The organism is Streptosporangium sp. NPDC020145 (assembly GCF_040631275.1).
Lineage (GTDB): Bacteria > Actinomycetota > Actinomycetes > Streptosporangiales > Streptosporangiaceae > Streptosporangium.
The window spans coordinates 101,861-118,835 of record NZ_JBEXZT010000016.1; the positions used below are offsets into that span (position 1 = coordinate 101,861).

The following is a 16,975-nucleotide window of genomic DNA, read 5'->3' on the forward strand; positions in this document are numbered from 1 at the left end:
GCGGGGCGCGGGAGGCGCCCCCCGCGCCCCGCACCCGGCGCGTTACGCCGTGACGGCCTGGGCGGGCTGGGGCAGGCCCGCCGTACGGTCGAGGGCGGCGACGGCCGTGGCGCAGGCGAGACCGATCACCGTCAGGGCCAGCCACGACAGGGCGGGCAGGCCGACGCGCGCGCCGACGTCCAGGGTCCATCCGGTGAGCAGGTTGCCGGTGGCGATGCCGATTCCGGCCAGGGTGCTGTAGAGGCCGTAGAAGGTGCCCACGGCGTGGTCACCGCCGAAGGCCGCGATGGTCGTCATCTCGAACGGATAGATGATCATGGTGGCCACGCTCAGCAGGGCCGCCGTCGTCAGGGCCGGTGCCAGGGTGAACGCCCAGGCCACGGGGCCCGATGGGACCGGCCCCTGCAGCCACAGGGTGCTCACGGCGACGGGCACGAAGGACAGACCCATCAGGGCGAGACCCCTGGCGATGGCCTGGGGTGGCCGCCAACGCGCCTGCGCCCAGGCGGTCAGCCGGGCCTGCAGGACAACGGTCAGCACCGCCGAGACCACGAAGACGCCGGTGACGCCGAGTTCGCTCGAACTCACCCTGCGGATCTCCAGCGGCAGCCCCAGATAGACCTGGAAGCCCAGCACGTAGGAACCGGTCATGGCCAGGGAGAACAGCAGGAAGGACCGGTTCGTCAGCACGGCGCGCCAGTCCTGCAGCACACCGGGCCGCCGCCGTTCGTCGTCGGGGCGGGACGGTGCCCGGGCGGGCAGGGCCCGCACCTGGGCGACGGTCAGGACGGCGAACATCGCCGCCGAGGTCAGGCACACCACGCTGAAGGCCATCGCGTCCAGCACCAGGCCGATCAGCGGCCCGATCAGGATGCCCAGCTGGTAGAAGGCGTTGAAGGCGGCGAAGGCCTCGACCTTGCGGGGCCCGGCCTCGGCGGCGAGGTAGGTGCGCACCGCCGGGTTGAACAACGCGCCCGCCAGCCCGACCAACCCCGAGGCGACCAGCAGCACCGGCAGGGAGTCGGCGACCCCCAGCAGGGCGAAGGCCACGGTGCGCAGGGCGCAACCGGCGACGATCAGGGGTTTGCAGCCCAGCCGGTCGGCCAGCGTTCCGCCGAGGAGGAACAGGCCCTGCTGGCTGAGGTTGCGCACACCCAGGATCAGACCGACCAGCGCGGTGGGCAGGGCCAGGGTGGTCGACAGGTGCCCGGCGAGGTACGGCATCAGCATGTAGAAGCCGATGTTGATGGTGAGCTGGTTGACCAGCAGCAGCCGTATGGGGCGTTCGAAGGAACGGGTCAGGGCCAGGGTGCTCTTCACCTGCGGCCTCCCGAAACGGAACCTCCCGGCGCGGGGTCCCCCAGCGTGGGACTTCCCGGCTCAGGACCTTCCGGTGTGGGGCTTCCCGGCGGAAGGCCGCCCGGCGCGGGACCTCCCGGGACGGGGGCTTCCCGCGTGACGCCTCCCCGCGCGGAGTTCCCCCGCGCGGCGTCTCCCTGTACGGCGGGCACGACGCTCCCCTGTACGGCGGGCAGGCCCACGGGGTCGAGCACGTTCGCGCACCGGGTCCAGCGCGTCACCTCCCGCTCGGTCGGATGGCCGATCCGGTCGGGGTCGGCCGCCGGGGTGCCGCACAGGCCGTGGGCGGCGCAGTAGTCGTCGTTGAAGACGGTCTCGGCGTAGCGGTGGGGGCCGTCGGGGAAGACGGCCGCGATCCGGGTGTGGCCGGGTGAGGTACGCGCCAGCCAGGAGGCCACCAGGGCCACCGCGCCGACGCTCCAGCCTCCGGTCGCGTACCGCATCGCGGCCAGGCGACGGCAGGCCCACACCGCCTCGGCCGGGGCGACCCAGTGGACCTCGCTGAAGGCCGCGTAGTCGACGTTGCGTGGATGGATGCTGCTGCCCAGGCCGCGCATGAAGCGGTGGCGGGCGGGCTGGCCGAAGATGGTCGAGCCGACGGAGTCGACGCCGACCAGGCGCAGGTCAGGGTGGAAACGCCGCAGCGCGCGGAAGGTTCCCGCGCTGTGGCCGCCGGTGCCGACCGCGCAGACCAGGACGTCGATCCGGCCAAGCTGCCCGGCCAGTTCGGTGGCCAGCGAGGTGTAGGCGGCGACGTTGTCGGGGTTGGCGTACTGGTCGGGACAGTAGGCGCCGGGAGACTCGGCCAGCAGTTCCCCGACCCGCAGGCGGCGGGCCTGCTGCCAGCCGCCCGCCGGGTGGGGCTCGGTGACGGTGACCACGCGGGCGCCGTAGGCGGCCAGCAGGTGCCGCATCGGCGCCTCCAGGCCCGGGTCGCTGACCAGGGTGACCGGGTGGCCGTGGACGATGCCCGCCAGGGCGAGTCCCAGCCCGAAGGTTCCGCTGGTGGATTCGACGATGGGCGCGCCGGGAGCCAGGTGCCCGCGCTCGCGGGCGCGCTCGACGATGTACAGGGCGGAGCGGTCCTTGATGCCGCCGGGGTTGCCTCCCTCCAGCTTGGCCCAGAATCCGCGGTCGGTGCCCGCGGCGATGTCCGGGATCCACAGGGTCGGCGTGTTACCGACCACGTGTTCGAGGGTGTGGCAGGTGCCGCCGGTGACCAACCGGCTGAGGACGGGGGTGATGGTCCGCGCTTCGCTGAGTGTGTCTGTCATGATCCGTTTCCCGTGGACGTGAGATGGTCGGCTGGTTCTCGGGCACGCCGAAGCCACGGCTCGGACCGGAAGGTGAGTCGTCGAAGGGCGCGCCCGCACGGGACGGCCTATATGCGGAAGACGGATTTGGAGATCAGCACGGTGGTTCCGGGCAGGGCGTGGACCGGTCGTGCGCGCCGCGTCGTCGGCGCCGGTGCGGCCTGCGGCGACGCCATGACCGGCAGGCCGGTGAAGGGACCGGACGACAGCGGGCGCGCCTCGGTGGCGGGCGCCACCGTCGCCGCCCCGCACAGGCTGTGGTCGTGCTCCGGCGGATCGGGGGCGGGGCAGCGCTCCGGCACCCGTTCCCGCGGTGAACCGGCCACGGCGACGGAAATGCCCGACTGCCCCGGGCCGGGTCCGTGATGGTGGTGCGCCACCTGGGTGTGGGCGGCGGAGAGGATCAGATGCGCGAGCAGGGCCGCCGCGAGCGCGGCCAGGCACAGCACGAGGGAGAGGCCCGCGCGCTGTACGGCTCGTCGCATCGGTGCGATCACCCCACAACCGTACATCACCCTTCGTCATCGACTTATGACAGAGGGTAGTCAGTCGGGCCTGGGGTCAGCGTGGCGGTTGCCAATGCGACATTGGACGGCAAGATGGGACATGTGCCTCCCTTACCGATGACGTTGCGCCTGCTACGGGCGTTGGCGTTCACCACCGCCTGCCTGGCGGTCTCGGCGGGCGGGCACGCCTTCAGCGCGGGGGCCTCGCTTTCCGTCGCGGCCCTCGCGGCCGGCGCGGCGGGCCTCCTGGTCGTGGTGTTGCCGCTCGTCGGCCGTGAGCACCCACCGGCGGCGGTGGTCGGCACCACGATCGGCGCCCAGGTGCTGCTGCACGAGCTGTTCGCCCGCACCTCCGGCGGGTTCGCCGCCCAGGACGGGCACGGGCACCAGGCGGTCGGCATGGCGCTGGTCCACCTCGCGGTCGGGGCGATGAGCGGCTGGTGGCTGCACCGGGGCGAGAGCGCCTTCTGGCTCATGCTGCGCCTGCTGCGGCCGTCGTGGCCCCTACTGCTCCGGCCGCCGTCCGCCGCCTCCGACGACCCTCCGACGCCTCGGCCTGTCGCCCCCGCGTCGTGGCCCTCCTCCGGCCTCGCCCGGCGGTGGCCCACCTCCACGATCCACCGCCGTGGACCTCCCGCGGACGACGCCGCCCCCTCCGGGGAGCGGCGCACCCGTGTCATCGACGCCCGCACGCTCGGGCGTCGCCTTCGCCCCGGCCATCGCCGGGCCGTCTTCGGGAGTCCCCACCTTGTCATTCCTGACCTCGGCGGCATCGCCGCGCCGAACCGTCGGCACCGTCCTGGCAGCCGCCGTCGGCTGCCTGCTGGTGCTGATCGGCACCGCCTCACCGGCGTTCGCCCATGACCGTCTCAAGAGCAGTTCACCGGCCGCCAACGCCAAGGTGACCAGCCCCGAGACCGTCACCCTGGAGTTCTCCTCCCGTATGCGCTTCGCCAAGGTCGTCCTGACCGGCCCCGGCGACGAGACGACCAAGCTCGACGCACCGGACGAGGGGAGCACGATCCGCGCCAAGGTGCCCGACCAGCTGGCCCCGGGTCGTTACCAGATCGCCTGGCACGTGGCCTCCTCCGACGGTCACCCCATCAGCGGTCAGATCCCCTTCACCGTGATCGCCGACCCCGACAGCCCCTCTCCCACCCCGGAGTCCCCGTCGCCGTCGGTCTCCACACCGGCGAGTACGGCGGAGGCCTCCGCCGACCCCTCCGAGGCCGTCCCTCCCCCGGCCGCCACCGAATCCTCCGCCGCCGAGCCCTCTCCGGCCGCCGCGTCCGAGCCGAGCGGCACCTCCGGCCTGCCCGGGTGGGTGTGGCCGGTCGGCGCGGTCGTCGTACTCGCCGGGGCGGGCGCGTGGCTGATCACGCGCCGCAAGGGGACCCAGGGGTAGGTCCCCCGCGCCCTCGGACACCCCGGCGTCATCGTGGGCATGGCGGCGAGGCCGGGTGATCCCGGGTGAGAGAGCGGCGGTGGTGCACCACGGCGTGCGCCACCGTCCGCGGCGTGCGCCGTACCGACCGGGCGGACCAGCCGTACCGACCAACAGGGACCAGCCGTACCGGCCAACGCGGACCGGCCGTACCGACCAGCACGGGTCAGCCGACCCGGCCACCGCGGACCCGCCGTATCGGCCCGGCCGACGCGGGCCGGTTGACAGGCCGGTGACCCCACTCGCTAATCTGCTCATATGAATACCTATTCAGATGTTCCATCGATTGACGGATGTGTCGTCAGGAAGGTCGATCCCGACCGGGTCGCCGACGTGCGGGAGCGCATGCCCGCCCCCCGTGATCTCTCCGACGTGGCCGACGTCTTCGGCCTGTTGTCGGACGCCAACCGGTTGAGACTGCTGGTCGCCCTGCTTGAGGGGGAGATGTGCGTGTGCGACCTGGCCGCGGTGACCGGGCAGAGCGAGTCCGCCGCCTCGCACGCGCTGCGGCTGCTGCGCGCCCACCGTGTCGTGACCAGCCGCCGCGCGGGCCGGATGGTCTACTACCGGCTGGCGGACCCGCACGTGCGGATGCTCCTCGACGTGGCGTTGGTCCACATCGAGCACACCGAGCTTCTGCACCCCGAGCGCGACGGAGAGGGCTGAGATGGGAACCGGACACGGCCACGGGCACGTCCAGGGACACGCGGGAGGCCGTCACCGCAGGCGGCTGGCCCTGTCCTTCGTGCTGATCGGCGCCTTCTTCGTCGTCGAACTCGGCTACGGACTGGTCTCCGGCTCGCTGGCGCTGCTCTCCGACGCCGGGCACATGGCCGCCGACGTGGTCACCCTCGGCGCGGCGCTGGTGGCCACGAAGATCGCCACCCGGCCCGACACCACCGGCAGGCGCAGCTACGGCTCCTACCGGGCCGAGGTGTTCGCCTCCCTGCTGGCCGTGGTGCTGATGCTGGGCGTCGCGGTGTACGTGGTGGTCGAGGCCGTCGGCCGTATCGGTCAGACCGCCGAGGTCTCCTCCGGCCCGATGCTCGTCGTCGGTGCCATCGGCCTGCTCGTCAACCTGGTCGCGTTGCTGCTGCTGCGTTCGGGCGCCGGTGAGAGCCTCAACGTCAGGGGCGCCTACCTGGAGGTCGTCGCGGACACCGCGGGATCGGTCGGCGTCATCATCGCCGGTTGGCTGGTCGCGGCCACCGGCCAGGTGCTGTGGGACACCGTCGTGGCGCTGGCCATCGGCGTCTTCGTCGCGGTGCGTGCCCTGTCGCTGGGCCGCCAGGTCTTCGCCGTCCTGGGCCAGCACGTGCCCGAGGGCATGGACGCCGCCGCGGTGGCCGCGGACCTGGCCGCCATCGACGGGGTACGCGACGTGCACGACCTGCACCTGTGGACGCTGACCTCCGGCATGAACGTGGCCACCGCCCACCTGGTCGCCACCGACTTCGCCGACGGCCACGCCGTACTGGACCGCGCGCGTCACCTGCTGCGCACCCGCCACGGCGTCGAGCACGCCACCCTGCAGATCGAGCCGGCCGACCACCGGGGCTGCGACGAACTCGGCTGGTAGCCGCGCCGGGACCATCGGCGCCGGTCGCGGGACCAATGGCCCTCTTTCGTACGGACTCGGCGGAGGAAGGCTGAAGGTACCTCTCGGGAAGGGGACCGACGATGATGTGGGGTTACGGAATCGGCTCCTGGCTGGTCATGGGCATAACGACGATCCTGCTGTGGGTGTTGATCATCGCCGGGATCGTCGCGCTGCTCCACTACGTCAGCGGCGGGCGGCGGACAGGCTGGCTCGCGGCGGGCGGGCGGGTCCCTCCGGAGGAGGTGCTGGCCGAACGGCTGGCCCGGGGAGAGGTCGACGCCGAGGAGTACCGGCAGCGCCTTGAGGTGCTGCGAAACCGGCGGTGACCGCCCGCTAAATCCCGTTGCGGGGCTTGCACACGGCTCACCATGCTCGGGGACATGACCATCCCCTATCGCCAGATCCGCGCGGCCTTCGCCGAGGAGGCCATCACCGTCTACCAGGCCTACGACCCCGCCATCGCGGACCCGGCCGTCGCCGCCCAGCGGTTCGTGCCGCCCTTCAAGCGCGAACGGATGACCTGGATCAAACCCTCCTTTCTCTGGATGATGTACCGCTGCGGCTATGCCACCAAGCCCGGTCAGACCAGGGTCCTGGCCGTCGACATCAGCCGGGAGGGCTTCGAGTGGGCACTCCGGCACTCCTGCCTCAGCCACCCCGGCGACGGCGTCGATCCCGAAGTCTGGCGTCGGCGCCTGCGGGAGAGCCCGGTGCGTGTCCAGTGGGACCCGGAACGCGGCCCGCGCCACAATCCCCTGTCATACCGGTCGATCCAGATCGGCCTCTCCGGCGACGCCGTGACCCGCTATCTCGACCGGTGGACACTGCGGATCACCGACCTGACCCGCCGGGTCCACGACATCCGTCAGGCACTGCTCGACGGTCATGACATCACGGACATGCTGCCCGTGGAACGCCCCTATCCCCTGCCGGACGAACTCGCCCGGATCACGGGGGCCTCCGAGCGTGCCGTCCCGGCAGGCCGGTGACGCCGACCGTGCCGCCTACGGGCGGCCCTCGCCGTACTCGGGGACCGGCACCCGCGTCTTCCTGTGCGCCCGGTTCCGCACCTGCTGCGGGAGCCGTATCCGGGGGGAGCGCGGTGCGCCGTCGCCGCCGGGGTGCGCCGGAAGGCGGATGGTGAACGTGGCGCCGGCGCCCGGCCGTCCGTCCACGCCGACCGTGCCGCCGTGGGCGTCCACCACCTCGCTCACGAGGGCGAGACCGATGCCCAGGCCTCCCTGGTGGGGCTTGCCGACGTGTCTGGCGAACAGGTGCTCACCGTCACGCGGGTCCAGTCCGACGCCGTCGTCCCGCACGCTGAGCTGGACCCATTCGGGACCCGAGCGGAGGGTCATCCAGATGTCGCCGCCCTCGCGGGCGTGCCGCAGCGCGTTGTCGAGCAGCGCGGAGATCACCCGGCGCAGCGCGGACCGCGCTCCGCGCACGACGTGCTCACCGGGGCCCTTCCTCACCTCGATCGTCACCCCGCGCTGCTCGGCGCGGGCCGCCTCCGCCGTGGCGAGTTCCTCGGTCAGCGCGGCCAGGTCGACCGGGCCGAACGGCTGGAGCCGCCGTCTGAGCTGGGTGGACAGCAGCAGGTCCTCGATCACCTCGCCGAGTTGCCCGATGCCCGCGGCCAGCTGGTCGACGTCGCCGACGGCCAGGAGCGGTTCCGACCCCCGGCGCAGGTGCCGGGCGGTGAGCTGGGCGCGGACGTGCAGCCGGGTCAGCGGGGTGCGCAGTTCGTGGCTGACGTCGGCGGTGAAGCGCCGCTGCCGGTCGAGGGCCTCGCCCAGCGGCGCGATCGCCCGGCCCGCGAGGACCTGGCCGATCAGCAGCGCCGCCAGCAGCCCGGCGAGTTCGGCGGCGCCGAGGGTGCTCAGCAGCCGTTCCCGGTCGGCTATCCGGAAGCGCAGGTCCATCACCGCCTGCACCACGACGTCGTCACGTCGCTGGGTCCTGATCAGGTAGGTCAGCCCGCCGACCTCGGCGACCTCGACCCGGGGCCGCCCGTCCGCGGCGACCAGGTCCATGAACGCGCGCACCGGCAACCGGTCCGGGGACCCGGGAGACCTCCGTACGGTGCCTCCGCCCAGCTCGAACAGCCACATGCAGGGCGGGGGCTGGGTGATCGAGGCCGACCGTGCCGCCACGAACAGGTCACGCCGCGCGGCGACGTCCTGGCCGTTGACCGTGACGTAGTAGACCATCGCGCCCATGAGCGCGAGCACGAGGGTGAATCCGCCCGCGATCTGCACGGTGATCCGGCGGCGGGTCCGGATCAGCAGCCGCCGTTCCGGGTCGAAGCGCCGCCGCCCGTTCACAGCTCACCCAGGCGGTACCCCACGCCCCGTACGGTGCGTACGACGCCGTGCCCCAGTTTGTTGCGCAGGTAGTAGACGTAGGTGTCCACGATCGACTCGGTCTGGGCGCCGTCGAAGACCCGCTGCCGCAACGAGTCGCGGGTGTGCACCTGCCTCGGGCGGACCGCCAGCGCGTGGAGCAGGCGGCACTCCTGACCGGACAGGGTCACCTGCTCGCCGGAGGGCAACCGTACGAGGTGGGAGTCGGAGTCGAGCCAGGCCGCGCCGAGCGGCAGCAGTCTGGCCTGGTCCAGGTTCCTGCGCCGCAGGGCGCGCACCCTGGCCAGCAGCTCGTCGATCTCGAAGGGTTTGACCAGGTAGTCCTCGGCGCCCGCGTCGAGTCCGCTGACACGGTCGGCGGTCGTGCCGAAGGCCGTGAGCACCAGCACCGGCACGGTGACGGCCTGCCTGCGCAGCCGTCGCAGCAGGTCGAGCCCGTCGATCGCGGGCAGTCCCCGATCGATGATCATGATGTCGTAACCGCGGCTCAAACCCAGGTGCAGGCCACGTTGCCCCTCCGGTGCCAGGTCTACGGTGTATCCCTGGTCGGCGAACACTTCGGCCAGCATGTCCGCCAGATCACGGTCGTCTTCGACGAGCAGCAGCCGGGAAGAGCGCGGTTCGGATGTCGCCGGTATCCGTGCCACTGGTCAACAATTGCACTGATATTGGTAAATTTCTAGTCAACTCTGACGCAAAGGCAGGCGTGGCGCAGGCGTGGCGCGTGCGTCGCGCCTGCGCCACACCTGCGCCACGACCGGTCACGACCCCGGCGACCAGGCATGATCATCAGCTCACCGGTGTCGCCTCCCGTCCGCGCGCCCCCTCACCGGTCTCCGCGATCTCCTCAATGCTCGCCCGCTCGTGGCGCTCGGGCATGGCCAGTTTGTACAGCGGCAGCGCCCCCGCCGTGGTGAGCACCGCCACCAGGACGAGCATCGCGAAGACCTCCTGGGTGATCAGGCCCTGGGCCAGGCCGATGTTGATGAAGATGAGGATCATCAGCCCCCGGGCGTTCATGATGGCGCCGATCGCCCACGACTCACGCCAGCCGAACCCCAGCGCCCTCGTGGACAGCGCGCAGCCGAAGTACTTCCCGCAGAAACCCGTGAGCAGGATCGCGACGAGCACCAGCAGCATCGAACCGCCGGTGATGCCGCCGAGATGGGTGTTCAACCCGGAGAAGGCGAAGAAGACCGGCAGCAGCAGCGTCGAGACGACGTCCATCATGCGGCCGTGCAGCGCCTGACGGAACGCCGCCTCGCGGGGCATGGCCAGCCCGGCGACGAAGCCGCCGAACACCGAGTAGACGCCGATCCAGTCGGTGAGCCAACCGGCCGTGAGCGGCACCAGGACGATCACGTAGACGGCGCCGGCGCCGAGACGGCCGGTGCGCTCGACCTCACGGCCCAAGGGGCGCAGCAGCGGGGCGACCACCCCGAGCATCACCGCCGTGAACACCACCGCCAGACCTATGGTGCGCAGCGCGTCACCGCCGCCCGTGCCCAGGTGGACCGCCGAGAGCACCGCGAGCAGGCACCACGCCACGGCGTCGTCGATGGAAGCCGCGACCAGGGTGATCCTGCCGATGCGGGTGTTCTCAAGGCCGCGTTCGTACAGGATCCTGGCGAGCATGGGGAAGGCGGTCAGCGACAGCGCGCCGCCGAGGAACAGGGCGAACTCCACACGGCCGACGTCGGACCGGGAGAGACGATCCCACAGCAGGAACCCGAGGGCGCTGCCGAGAACCAGGGACGGAAGAATCCCCGAGGCGGCCAGCGCCGTGGCCCTGCGCGTCTCCCCCGGCATCCGGACGCTGTGGTCCATCCCCGCCCCGACCAGGAACATGTACAGCGTCAGCCCGATGGTGCTGAGCACGTACAGGATCGGCCGGACGTCGGCGGGGAAGAGGGCCTCCTGCGCGCCGGGGAACACGGCGCCCAGCAGCGTCGGCCCGAGCAGGACCCCGGCGACCATCTCACCGACGACCCGTGGCTGCATCACCATGGTCGCCAGCCGGCCGCACACCGCCGCCGCCAGCAGGATCACGACCAGGGCGGGCAGCACCCTGAGGACCAGCCCCAGGTTGGGATCGACCGGGGAGGTCTGGGTGAAGGCCAGGAAACCGCTCATGACTCGTGCCTCCGTACGCCGACCGGATGGGGTTCCTGCGCGAAGTGGCGCTCGCACAGCCGCAGCCTGCGGGCGTCCCACACCATGTAGGTGCCGAGGACGAGCTGCACGAGGCTGCGCCACACGTCCTCCCAGCGGTCCCTGAACCGCATGAACAGCAACTTCACCCGGACCTCCGGGCCACGTCCGGCTCCCAGGGGGGTCAGCAGGCACGGCCCCCTGTTGGGCAGGGACCGGGTGTGGGAGGCGGTCGAGTCGAATTCGCAGGCGTGCAGGGTCTCCCGTACGGCCACCCGCAGGGCGATCGGCGCCAGCCGCCACGCGGGGCAGGGCCGGTTCGCGGCCATGCCGAAGGGGATGTGGTTGATCTCCCTGGCCGGACGCGCCGCGAAACGGGCCGGGTCGAAGTGGTCCGGGTCGGGCAGGCCCGCGCGGTGGAACTCGGGGTAGTTGAAGCACAGCACGGAACCGGCCGGGATCGCGGCGCCCTCGCCGAGGGGGATCTCCCCGGTGGTGACGCGGTGGGCGATGCCGAACAGCGGGTAGAGCCGCAGCGTCTCCGAGATCACCTGGTCCAGATACCGGTCGTCGCCGCCCCGCGCCGCCTTCTGCACCCGGGGGTGCTGGGCCAGGACCATCAGCACGTGGGCCGTCGCCTCCGACATCTGGACGACCGCCGTGTTGAAGAAGGCCCCCTGCAGGTACAGCGCCTGTTCCCTGGCCGACAGGTCCTGGGGAAGCTCGTGCCGCACCTCGGGCAGCCGTTCGACGAGGTATCCGGTCAGCCGGTCACGCCGGTCCATGTGCCGCAGGCCGCAGCACTTGAGTGAGGTGACGACGTCGTCCGCGTTGCCGACGATCAGGTCACGGGCCTTCGGCGGACACGGTTCGCCGAAGACGAGTTCGTAGGAGAACTCCGCCCAGACCGGCATCATCAGGTCGCGCAGCCGTACCATCCCCCGCCTGTCCCGCAGCGCCCGGTTGACGCAGCGGCGAGTGAGCTCCTCGACCCTCGTCCGGGGCACGGCCAGGATCCGCCGGGTGGCCAGGGCGACGGCGTCGTAGCGCTCCCCCGCCTCCAGGTGTTCCTGGTGCATCTCGGGTCCCGGTGCCAGCCAGTACCAGAACAGGTCGGACAGGACGGCTCCCCTGCTCCGGCCCGAGGCGGCCGGGTGGGAGTAGACCTCCCTGAACCGGTCGACGCCGACCAGGTCACCGGGGACCGGGATGCTCTCCTCGCCGTTGATCCTGGTGAGGACGCGCACCCGCAGCGCGACGATCCGTGCGGGAAGCCACCAGGGCAGGCTGATCAGGACGGCTGCGAACGACACGGTCAGCGCGGTCAGCATGGCCGTACCAGCTCTGGGTCGAGGTCGTGCGCCGACGCGGCGCCGCACAGGACGAGGGCCCGCTCGACCTCCTCGCGCAGCAGCCCGAGCACCCGGGCCACGCCGCGCTCGCCCTCGGCCGCGAGACCCCAGAGCACCGGGCGGCCGACCGCGACCGCCGAGGCTCCGAGCGCCATCGCCTTGACCACGTCCACCCCGCGCCGGACCCCGCCGTCGAGCAGCACCGGTACGGCCCCGCCGACGGCGGCCACGATCCCCGGCAGCAGGTCGGCGGTCGCCGGGAGGGTGTCGAGCTGCCTGCCTCCGTGGTTGGAGACGAACAGCGCGGAGACGCCGTGGTCGAGCGCGCGGCAGGCGTCGGCGGGACGCACGACGCCTTTGAGCACGATGGGCAGCTCCGTCATCCGCCTGAGCAGGTCGATGTGCCGCCAGGAGATGTCCGGCGACATGACGATCGGCCGCACCCGGTCGCCGTCGCGCAGGTTCTCGCAGCACATGCCCTCCGGCAGGTCGTCGAAGCCGTTGCGCAGGTCCCGCTCCCGCCGTCCCCTGCCGGGAGAGTCGACCGTGACGACCAGCGCCGTGCATCCGGCCGCCTCGGCGCGCCGGACGATCCTCTCGGTGAAGGCCATGTCCGGCTGGACGTAGAGCTGGAACCACAGGGTGGCCTCCGGAGCCGCCGCCGCGACGTCCTCGACGGCGACGGTCGAGGCCATGCTCACGATCATGATCGTCCCGGCGGCGGCCGCCGCGCGGGCCGTGGCCTTCTCACCCTCGGGGTCGGCGAGCCGGTGGAACGCGGTCGGCGCGACCAGCACCGGCATGGCGGCCCGGTCGCCCAGCAGGGTGACCCCGGTCCTCGGCTCGCCCGCGCCGCGCAGCACACGTGGCAGCAGGGCGAGCCGCGCGAACGCCGCCTCGTTGGCCCGGACGGTCGTCTCGTCACCGGCTCCACCGGCGAAGTAGTCGTAGTGCGCGGGATGCAGGCGGTCGCGGGCGACCTCCTCGAACTCCCTGACGTTCAGTGGGGGGCGCATGGCCGTCACGCCGGGACCGGAAGGCTCTGGCGCTGGAAGAACTCCCGCAGCGGCCGCAGGTGGACCTCCTCGGAGGTCCAGTCGTTCTCCAGGTTCTCGGTGACGTGGTGTACGGCCACGACCACCCCTCCCCGGTAGTGGCGCACCACCGGGTGCAGGTAGTGGCCCTCGTGGGCCCGGGAGGCGTCGCCCTGCCTGATCCGCGACACGGAGATGTCGAACGGGTCGACCTTGTCGTGGTCGGGGCCGTACTCCAGGGTGATCGCGAAGTGGCCGCCGTCGCCGATCGGCGGGCCCTGAAAGTCGACCGGCAGCTCCTCCAGGTAGCGCGCGCCGCCGTCGCCGTCCGGGACGATGACGTCGGCCAGCACCCCGAACTGCTGGAACAGCCCGGAGCTGCGGTTGACCCGTTCGAGTACGGCGTCCGCGAACGCGCCGGGGTCGGCGGGCAGGTCCCGGCCGGGCCAGGGGGCGTCGTGGTGCCTGGTCTCCAGGATGCGGTGCAGGGCGCGGGCGCCGTACCGGAAACCGTGGATGAAGGCGTTGGTGCCGCGCTTGAAGTCGCGGGACTGCGTGATGGTCCCGGCGAAGTACAGGCCGGGCACGTTGACCGACTCGTAGGCGGGTGTCAGCGCGGGGAAGCGGTTCCTGATCGTCAGCTCGGGACGGCACTCGGGGGAGAAGATCGAGGCGTCGAACCGGAACCCGGTGGAGACGATCACCCGGTCGTACGGGATGTCCTTGGTGACCTCGTCGGCCCTGGCGAAGCTCACGGTCACCAGGTACGTGCCGTCCGCGCGGCGCTCGATGCGCCTGACGTCGCCGTCCAGCACCGCGTTTCCCAGTTTGAGCTGGTAGGTGTCGAGGAAGTTGCTGTTGACCGCGCGCAGGTGCCCGACGAAGTGGGTTCGCCAGGCCAGCCGTACCGAGTGGGGGCCCGCGACGTGGATCACCGCGGCGGTCTCGATGAGGTTGTCGGCCGTCTCGAAGGCCGAGTTGCCCTTGCCGATGACGAGCACCCGCTTGGCCGTGTAGTCCGCCGGGTCAACGGAGGCGGTGTCGTAGCCCTCGGCCGTCTCGATGCCGGGGATCTCCGGGACGTTGGTCCTGGAGACCCCGGTGGCGACGACCACGTGCTCGGCCTGGTGGGTCCGGCCCTGCCCGTCGATCACCCGGAACGGCCCCTTCGCGTCCGGGCGGGAGACGTCGACGACCCGGGCGCCGTAGGTGATCCGCAGGTCGAGGGCGGCGGCGAAGTCACCGAGGTAACGCACGAGGTCGTCGGCGCCGGGGAAGAAACGGTCGCTGTAGCGGGTGAACACCAGATCAGGGTCGTCCGAGAGCAGCGAGTTCCAGTCCACCCGGAAGTTGAGCTCCGGGTCGTGGTGTCCGGTGTGCTTCTTGTTGATGGAGATGAGCATCCGGTGGCGGGGGAAGGTCCGGAAGAACTGGCCGGGCTCGGGGCCCGCCTCCAGGATCCGGTACCTCCGCCCCGCCCGGTGCAGGAAGTGGCCCAGTTGCAGGCCCGCGGGCCCGGCGCCGATCACCAGATAGTCAAGGGTGTTGTCAGACACTGATGCCTCCGTCACTGCGTACGGTCGAACGGGACGACATCAGTGTTGGCGCGTGATTCTCAGAGATTGATCAGAGTCGTCCTGCCTCCTCGGCACGGCCGGAGCCGTACCGTTCGAGCAGGGCGCGCTTGTCCGGTTTCCCGCTGGCCGCGACCAGCGGGGCGGGGATCGACATGATCGTCCGGGGGACGCTGTCGGCGCCGAGTTCGGTGCCGACCAGCGCGGTCAGCTCGCCGAGGTCCGGGACACGGCCGGGGGCGGGCACGACGAAGGCGTGTACGGCCTCCCCGGTCCGCTCGTCCATGGCGCCGGTCACGTACGCCTCGGCCACGTCGGGGTGACCGGCCAGCACACGCTCGATCGGCCCGGCGTAGACCACCATCGCGTTGACCATGATGACGTCCCTGGTCCTGCCGACCAGGTAGAGCAGGCCGTCCTCGTCGAGGTAGCCGAGGTCGCGGGTGCGCAGCCAGCCGTTCCGCAGCACCGCGCGGGTCTCCTCCGGCTGCCCCCAGTAGCCCGCGATGAGGTAGTCGTTGCGGACGTGGATCTCCCCGGTCCGTCCCGTGGCGACCGGACGGCCCTCCTCGTCGAGCACCCTGATCTCGACCCTGGGCTGCGGGCGGCCGACCGAGGCGAGGGCTCGGTCGGGGAACCTCGCGAAGTCCCCGGGGGTGAGCATGGAGATCATCCCGGCCTCACTCGACCCGTACGCCTGGTAGACGACGGGCCCGAGCCGTTCGACCGCCTCCGCCAGCCGGTGCGGGCTGATCGGCGACCCGGCGACCATCAGCGCCCGCAGGCTGCTGACGTCGACCTGTTCCGTGCGGAGCAGGTCGAGCATGCGGCACAGCCTGGGCACCGGGAGGATGGCCCCGGTGATGCGGTGGCGCTCGATCGCGTACGGGAACGGCGGCCGTCCGTCGTCCTCGGGGATGACCGCGACACCGCCTCCGAGCAGGCACAACGCCAGGAACTCCTGGACCACCAGGCTGGACAGGGTGCCGAGCAGCAGATAGCGCCGGAACGCCCCGGCCAGCTCGGTCGCCAGCGGCGACCAGAGCCTGGGCTGCCACGACCAGCTCTCCCCCAGCGCGCGGTAGGTGAGCGCGCACCCCTTGGGCTGCCCGGTGCTGCCGCTGGTGAAGGCCATCAGGGCCACGTCGTCGGGGTGCCCCAGGAGGGCGGGCAGCCGCACACCGCCCTGGTGGGCCAGCAGGTCGACCGCGCCGGGAACGTCCCCGGGGAGGGGGCCGAGGGTCAGTATCGTGGCCGCCCCCGCGGCGGCGAACACCTCGGGACCTGCCGTCGAGGCGTCCACGACCACGGCGTCCACCCCCGTGTCGAGCATGTGGGCGAGTTGGCCCGGCGTCTGTCCCGGGCGTACGAACACGACACGGCAGCCCAGCACGTGCGCGGCCGTCTGCGCGGCGAACGCCTCCGGCGAGACGCCCGTGTGGACGGCGACGCCCCGGGCGGGGTCGAGTCCGGCGTCGAGCATCGCACCGGCCATGTGCCCGACGAGGTCCAGCAGCTCACCCCGTGAGACGACCCGCGTCCCCTGCTCGAAGATCGGACTGTCGGGCGAGCTCCGCAGCGCGTCAAGGAGCGCGTAGGGGAACGGCGGTTCGGGGGACCCCGCGGGCCGGACGGACTCGGTGAACGACGGGAACTCGTACATGACTGGCTCCTCTTGTCTTCTGCCTTCTGCCTTCGTGGACCTGTCCGGTCACCGGGCCGTCGGTGCGGAACCGGTGCGTTGTCCGCGACAGTAGGCAGCGCAGATCAGAGCCAGATCAGAACGACCGGTCGCCGGAGGGGACCTCGCCCAGGTCCAGCACCCCGACCGTCTCGCCCCCGGACGTCTCGCCCGTCAGCTCGAACCCGAGCCTCCGGTAGAAGCCCTCGGGGCCGTCCTCCCCCGGCTCCCAGGTGACGTACATCCGCCTCTCGCCCCGGCGCCGCACCTCGGCGGCCACCACCTCGACGGCGAAACGGCCGACCCCACGTCCCTGCGCCTCGGGAACCACGTTGAGCCGCCACAGCCCGGAACGGAAGTCGACCCCCTTTCCGTCCCAGTCGATGTTCAGGAACGCCATGAGGAAACCCACCGGACGATCACCGTCGAGGATGAGACGCGGCCAGGCCGCCTCCCCGTGCGCGTAGGCCTCGGCCAGCGAGGTCGCCACCGGCGAGACGAACCGCTCCTGCTCAGGACGGACGTTCACCTTCATGGCCGCCTCGACGTTGGCGGGCGTGATGAGCTCAACCCGAAAAGTCACAGAACGACCATA

17 protein-coding genes are annotated in these 16,975 nt (G+C 71.8%); 6 read left to right on the top strand and 11 right to left on the bottom strand.

Features of this window, described 5'->3' with window-relative positions:
• Window positions 1-42: 42 nt before the first annotated feature.
• The 3 genes from ABZ463_RS26410 to ABZ463_RS26420 form a co-directional block, all read right to left on the bottom strand.
• A complete protein-coding gene (locus ABZ463_RS26410) occupies window positions 43-1,320 on the bottom strand; it encodes an MFS transporter (protein WP_362780005.1) in 1,278 nt (425 codons plus the stop codon).
• Window positions 1,317-2,633 (bottom strand): PLP-dependent cysteine synthase family protein, encoded by a 1,317-nt coding sequence (locus ABZ463_RS26415; protein WP_362780008.1) that lies wholly within the window; start codon window positions 2,631-2,633, stop codon window positions 1,317-1,319. The genes ABZ463_RS26410 and ABZ463_RS26415 overlap by 4 nt, the downstream gene beginning before the upstream one ends.
• A gap of 107 nt (window positions 2,634-2,740) precedes the next feature.
• Window positions 2,741-3,169, bottom strand: a complete 429-nt coding sequence (locus tag ABZ463_RS26420) for a hypothetical protein (protein ID WP_362780011.1) — start codon at window positions 3,167-3,169, stop codon at window positions 2,741-2,743.
• A gap of 111 nt (window positions 3,170-3,280) precedes the next feature.
• Between ABZ463_RS26420 and ABZ463_RS26425 the strand changes: the two genes are divergently transcribed.
• The 6 genes from ABZ463_RS26425 to ABZ463_RS26450 all read left to right on the top strand — a co-directional run bounded on the left by ABZ463_RS26425 (window position 3,281) and on the right by ABZ463_RS26450 (window position 7,211).
• The gene (locus ABZ463_RS26425) at window positions 3,281-4,042 is read left to right on the top strand and encodes a hypothetical protein (protein WP_352015668.1); all 762 of its coding nucleotides are present in this window, start codon (window positions 3,281-3,283) and stop codon (window positions 4,040-4,042) included.
• Entirely contained in the window at window positions 4,005-4,583 is a 579-nt protein-coding gene (locus ABZ463_RS26430; protein WP_362780014.1) for a copper resistance protein CopC, read from the top strand. The genes ABZ463_RS26425 and ABZ463_RS26430 overlap by 38 nt, the downstream gene beginning before the upstream one ends.
• 297 nt (window positions 4,584-4,880) lie before the next feature.
• Window positions 4,881-5,288 carry a metalloregulator ArsR/SmtB family transcription factor gene (locus ABZ463_RS26435; RefSeq protein WP_362780016.1) on the top strand — a complete coding sequence of 136 codons (408 nt, stop codon included), beginning with the start codon at window positions 4,881-4,883 and terminating at the stop codon, window positions 5,286-5,288.
• Window position 5,289: 1 nt separating this feature from the next.
• Window positions 5,290-6,201 (top strand): cation diffusion facilitator family transporter, encoded by a 912-nt coding sequence (locus tag ABZ463_RS26440; RefSeq protein ID WP_362780019.1) that lies wholly within the window; start codon window positions 5,290-5,292, stop codon window positions 6,199-6,201.
• A 101-nt stretch (window positions 6,202-6,302) separates the two neighbouring features.
• The gene (locus ABZ463_RS26445) at window positions 6,303-6,548 is read left to right on the top strand and encodes an SHOCT domain-containing protein (protein ID WP_352015664.1); all 246 of its coding nucleotides are present in this window, start codon (window positions 6,303-6,305) and stop codon (window positions 6,546-6,548) included.
• 54 nt (window positions 6,549-6,602) lie between these two features.
• Window positions 6,603-7,211 (top strand): DUF4291 domain-containing protein, encoded by a 609-nt coding sequence (locus ABZ463_RS26450; RefSeq protein ID WP_362780021.1) that lies wholly within the window; start codon window positions 6,603-6,605, stop codon window positions 7,209-7,211.
• A gap of 15 nt (window positions 7,212-7,226) precedes the next feature.
• Here the strand turns inward: ABZ463_RS26450 and ABZ463_RS26455 are convergent, their stop codons facing one another.
• The 8 genes from ABZ463_RS26455 to ABZ463_RS26490 all read right to left on the bottom strand — a co-directional run bounded on the left by ABZ463_RS26455 (window position 7,227) and on the right by ABZ463_RS26490 (window position 16,963).
• On the bottom strand, window positions 7,227-8,549 hold the full coding sequence (locus tag ABZ463_RS26455; RefSeq protein ID WP_362780024.1) for a HAMP domain-containing sensor histidine kinase: 1,323 nt from the start codon (window positions 8,547-8,549) through the stop codon (window positions 7,227-7,229).
• A complete protein-coding gene (locus ABZ463_RS26460) occupies window positions 8,546-9,235 on the bottom strand; it encodes a response regulator transcription factor (protein ID WP_352015661.1) in 690 nt (229 codons plus the stop codon). The genes ABZ463_RS26455 and ABZ463_RS26460 overlap by 4 nt, the downstream gene beginning before the upstream one ends.
• A 142-nt stretch (window positions 9,236-9,377) precedes the next feature.
• Window positions 9,378-10,721, bottom strand: coding sequence for a cation:proton antiporter (locus ABZ463_RS26465; protein WP_362780028.1), 1,344 nt, complete (start codon window positions 10,719-10,721; stop codon window positions 9,378-9,380).
• On the bottom strand, window positions 10,718-12,070 hold the full coding sequence (locus tag ABZ463_RS26470) for a cytochrome P450 (RefSeq protein ID WP_362780031.1): 1,353 nt from the start codon (window positions 12,068-12,070) through the stop codon (window positions 10,718-10,720). The genes ABZ463_RS26465 and ABZ463_RS26470 overlap by 4 nt, the downstream gene beginning before the upstream one ends.
• Window positions 12,064-13,107 carry an alpha-hydroxy acid oxidase gene (locus tag ABZ463_RS26475; protein WP_362780034.1) on the bottom strand — a complete coding sequence of 348 codons (1,044 nt, stop codon included), beginning with the start codon at window positions 13,105-13,107 and terminating at the stop codon, window positions 12,064-12,066. Before ABZ463_RS26475 ends, ABZ463_RS26470 begins: the two co-directional genes overlap by 7 nt.
• A 5-nt stretch (window positions 13,108-13,112) precedes the next feature.
• Window positions 13,113-14,681, bottom strand: coding sequence for an NAD(P)-binding domain-containing protein (locus ABZ463_RS26480; RefSeq protein ID WP_362780039.1), 1,569 nt, complete (start codon window positions 14,679-14,681; stop codon window positions 13,113-13,115).
• Between the two features lie 70 nt (window positions 14,682-14,751).
• The gene (locus ABZ463_RS26485) at window positions 14,752-16,362 is read right to left on the bottom strand and encodes an AMP-binding protein (RefSeq protein ID WP_362780041.1); all 1,611 of its coding nucleotides are present in this window, start codon (window positions 16,360-16,362) and stop codon (window positions 14,752-14,754) included.
• Window positions 16,363-16,477: 115 nt separating this feature from the next.
• Entirely contained in the window at window positions 16,478-16,963 is a 486-nt protein-coding gene (locus ABZ463_RS26490) for a GNAT family N-acetyltransferase (protein WP_352015655.1), read from the bottom strand.
• Between the last annotated feature and the right edge of the window lie 12 nt (window positions 16,964-16,975).